The organism is Candidatus Obscuribacterales bacterium, from assembly GCA_036703605.1.
In the GTDB taxonomy this organism is placed as follows: domain Bacteria; phylum Cyanobacteriota; class Cyanobacteriia; order RECH01; family RECH01; genus RECH01.
Window position 1 is genome coordinate 1 of sequence record DATNRH010001229.1, and the last position, 4698, is coordinate 4698.

Sequence of the window (4698 nt, forward strand, 5' to 3'; positions counted from 1 at the left end):
ATTCACCATGAACCCTGGCGTGCAGAGGTCTTGATTAACTTAGCGCAAGTTGATAGTGCCTACTTTACTCAAATCCTGGACGCCGCTCGGGCGATTCAGAGTATGTACCACCGGGCCAGGGTTCTGAGTGCTTTGGCGCAAGTCGATAGTGCCTACATTGCGGAAACCTTGGACGTTGCCAGGGCGATTCAGGGTGAGGACTACCGGGCGGGCGTCTTGAGTGATTTATCCGAATTTGCTCCAGACGCCTTTCTTTCCCAAATCTACTCTGCCATCTTCACAATCACCCACATCCCCATCCGCGCCAAGAACCTCAGCAGCTATCTCCCTCGTTTGCCCCTTACTACTCTTCCCTATGCTGACTGGCAAGCCCACCTCCACCTTCTCGCCCACCGCAAACGATCCGACCTAATGGAGGACTTGGTCATATTGTATCCAGCAGTGTGTCACCTGGGCGGAGCCGGGGCCATGGGCGGCATCGTCACAGAAATGAAGCGAGTATGTGCCCAGTGGCCCTGAGGTTAGACCGCCCACATCATAACCAAAACAAGATCATCGCTCTCGACAGGGGGACGAGGTAGCCTTGGTTAACCTCAGTTCGGGTTAAGGTAATTGCGAGCAAGCGGCACGTTGCTGTTGACAAAAATAGCAGCTTGACGAGCTACATCGAAAGACTGAACAACACTTTAAGGCAGCGGATTTCTCGGCTGGTGAGGAAGACACTGTCCTTTTCCAAGAAGCTAGAGAATCACATCGGTGCGATCTGGATATTCATCCATGACTACAATCGCCGTGTCAGAGAGAAGCTAGCACACAGGAAAGAGTCCATTTTTCCTCTGTCCTTTAATAAAATGCACTACCCGTTGATCTTGTGTTGACCGTGAAGCTAGCTAGGGCTTGCGCGGATTTTCTCACCAGAGCCACCTCAATCGACACTTCAAACGCTCAACAGGAGTAACACCTAGAATGTTGCAAAACTTATGGCAAGAATGTGCACTTTGGGCATAATTGTGCAAGATTTTCGTACGCTAATCATCTAGGGTTGAGGTGCCTGTTATCCATCTGGATATTTACCCCAACTTGAGGGTATGAGCCCATGCTTGATCGTCCAACTAGTCCTGGAAAAGACCAAGGGCAGTCTGCTGACCAAGACAGTGGATATGTGTCTCCCCCATCCGCCGTGTCTCTACCCAAAGGTGGAGGGGCGATTCAAGGCATTGGCGAAAAATTTGATGTCAATCCAGTTACAGGGACTGGCTCTCTGAGTATTCCGATCGCCGTTTCTCCGGGACGTTCCGGCTTCTCTCCTCAATTAACCTTGAGCTATGACTCTGGAGGTGGCAATGGTTCTTTTGGATTGGGATGGAATCTAAGCGTCCCGTCCATAACTCGCAAAACCCAAAAAGGGTTGCCGCAGTATCGTGATGCCGAAGACTCTGACATTTTTTTACTGTCAGGAGCAGAGGATTTGGTTCCAACTCTGCTCCGACGAGAAGATGACTGGGTTCGGGATGTGTTGTCAGTTTCAGTGCCTGAGCAGGTTCTTGATCCCAACTTAATTCCGGCTGATCGCGTTGACTCTGTCCTGTCTAGCTATCCTCACACAGGAGAATATTCTGTTCAGCGTTACCGCCCACGTATTGAAGGCTTGTTTGCCCGCATTGAACGATGGCAGCATCGGGCAACGGGGGATGTTCACTGGCGATCGGTCACTAAAGACAACATCACCAGTGTTTACGGAAAAACTCTGGAGAGCCGCATTGTTGATCCAGCCAAACCGTCCAGGATATTTGAATGGTTGCTCTGTGAGAGTTACGACGATAAGGGCAATGTCATTCTCTACCAGTACAAGCAAGAGAATCTAGACAATGTTAATCCGGCTCTGGTGCAGGAGAAAAACCGACTGGTCAATAGTCAAAGCTATACCAACCAGTATCTCAAGCGGGTTTTCTATGGAAACCGTAATCCCTATGAGCGGGGTAACTGGTTGTTCCAAGTGGTATTTGATTATGGGGAGCATGGCACCACCGATCCCCGATTAGATGACATCGTTCTGGAAGCGTTGACGGTAGAAGAACGGATTGCGGTAGACAACCCAACGCCGGAAGAAGATCAGACCTGGCCCCATCGCCCCGACGCCTTTTCCACATTCCGTTCAGGATTTGAGATCCGCACTCAACGACTCTGCCGCCGAGCCTTGATGTTTCACCACTTTGACGAACTGGGTGACGATTGGACGTTGGTGCGATCGACGGATTTTCGATTCGAGAAAGATCCGGTTGCAACTTATCTTGTGACCGCAACTCAAACAGGCTGCGTGCGAGATACAGATACAACCTACCGACGACGATCTTATCCACCATTGACCTTTACCTACGATCGCCCCCAAATTAACGAAGCCATTCAGACCCTTGATGCTGAGAGTCTTGAGAATTTACCGATCGGACTGGATGGCGATCGCTACCAGTGGCTCGATCTTGACGGTGAGGGGATTTCTGGCGTTCTGACGGAACAGGCAGGGGGATGGTTCTACAAAGCCAATTTGGGAAAGACCCAGTTTGCCCCTGTGCAATTGGTTGCCACTCGACCTTCTGTGTCAAATCTGCAAGGCAACCAGCAGCGGTTGATGGATCTAGCAGGGGATGGGCAACAGGATTTGGTGATTCTCAACAGGGGATTGCCGGGATTCTACGAGCGGGGCGATCGCCAGGGTTGGACATCCTTCAAACCTTTCAAGTCCATGCCTAATGTGAATTGGGCTGATCCCCATCTGCGAATGATTGACCTGAATGGCGACGGACACGCCGATATCCTAATTTCTGAGCATGAGGTGTTTGTCTGGTATCCCTCTGAAGCAGAAGCGGGTTTTGGTGAATCTGCCATCACGCGCAAGCTCCGCAATGAGGAACAGGGGCCTGCCGTGGTGTTTGCCGATGCGGATCAATCGATTTACCTGTCGGATATGACGGGGGATGGATTGAACGACATTGTGCGAATTCGCAATGGGGAGGTTTGCTACTGGCCCAATCTGGGCTATGGCAAGTTTGGAGCCAAAGTGACGATGGGGCAAGCTCCCTACTTTGACCATCCGGAACTGTTTAACCAGCAGCGGATTCGGTTAGCGGATATCGATGGTTCAGGCACCACAGACATTCTTTATTTGGGACGAGACACTGTTAGCCTCTGGTTTAACCAGTCCGGCAATAGCTGGAGCACTCCCCATCGCCTCAGCAATTTCCCAAGGGTAGACAATTTGGCTTCGGTGCAGGTGGTGGACCTGCTGGGGAACGGCACCGCTTGTCTGGTCTGGTCGTCGCCCTTGCCCGATCGCACCCATCAGCGGATGCAGTACATTGACCTGATGGGTAGTCAGAAGCCCCATTTGCTGAGACAGATTCAAAATAATCTGGGCGCGGAGACCCGGTTACACTATGCCGCCTCGACCAAGTTTTATTTAGAAGATAAGCAGAGCGGAACTCCCTGGCTCACTAAGATTCCTTTCCCCGTACATGTAGTGGAGCGGGTAGAAACAATTGATCATATTTCTGGCAATCGCTTTGTCAGCAGCTATCGCTATCGCCACGGCTATTTTGATGGAAAAGAACGAGAGTTTCACGGCTTTGGCTGTGTATGGCAAACGGATACTCAAGAGTTTTCCGCTTTGCAAGAGTCTGGTGCCACCAACGCCACGGATGCTGCTTTTCATATGCCCCCAGTATTAACTAAAACCTGGTTCCATACTGGCTTCTATCGCGATCGCAACCACATCTCTCAGCTCTTTGCTGAGGAATACTACGCTGAAGACCCAGAAGCAATTCTGTTAGCAGACACAGTTTTTCCTAGGGGATTGACGCTCCCAGAAGGGACGTTGCAGGAGGAAAACACCCTACTCCCTCAACGGCTAACTCCCCAGGAAGCCCACGAAGTCTGTCGGGCATTGAAGGGCAGCGTCCTGCGGCAGGAGGTGTACGCCCTGGATGAGTCTGAGCAGAGCGAACATCCTTACACGGTGTCGGAAAGCAACTATGAGGTTCGCTGGCTACAGCCCAGGCACGATGGACAATACGGCGTGTTCTTTGTACATCCCCGGGAAGCGCTGAACTACGCCTACGATCGCAACCCGGATGATCCCCGAATCAGTCACTCGCTAACCCTGGAGGTCGATACCTTCGGTACGGTGCTGAAGTCGGCATCAGTTGTTTATCCCCGGCGAGAAAGCCAGTTGCCGAATCATCCCTTTGTTCGTACAGCACAAACCCAGACGTTTATTACCTATAGTGAAGTTGATGTTATCCATCGTCCAGATGAGCTGACGTTTTACCGAATTGGCCTGCCCTTTGAAGCTCGTGCCTATGAAATTACCGGGCTTCCAAGGTCTGAAGATTCACCCTTTACGGTGGCAGGGCTGCTGGCTGAAATTCAGGATGCTGACGAGATCGCCTATGAGGTTCAACCTACGGATGGCCTGGTGCAGAAACGGTTGGTGGAGCGCGATCGCATCCAGTACCTCAGCAATAATCAGGATCCATTACCCTTCGGTGAAGTCGAGTCCCTGGCGTTGCCTTTCCAGACCTACCGGCTGGCGTTTACGCGGGAGTTGATCCAGCGAGTGTATGGCGATCGCGTCAATGACGATCTCCTGCGGGAAGGCCGCTATGAGCAAATAGAAGGCGAGCAAACAGAAGGGCTGTGGTGGAT

General features: G+C 51.6%; 2 protein-coding genes and 1 pseudogene. All 3 read left to right on the plus strand.

Annotated features, from left to right (window positions below; translation table 11 throughout):
• A partial coding sequence (locus V6D20_25495; GenBank protein ID HEY9819138.1) for a hypothetical protein occupies positions 1–519 on the plus strand: 519 nt, incomplete at its 5' end.
• Between the two features lie 98 nt (positions 520–617).
• Positions 618–788, plus strand: a pseudogene (locus V6D20_25500) (IS1 family transposase).
• A gap of 308 nt (positions 789–1096) precedes the next feature.
• Positions 1097–4698 (plus strand): SpvB/TcaC N-terminal domain-containing protein (locus tag V6D20_25505; GenBank protein HEY9819139.1); only part of this gene is annotated, 3602 nt, incomplete at its 3' end.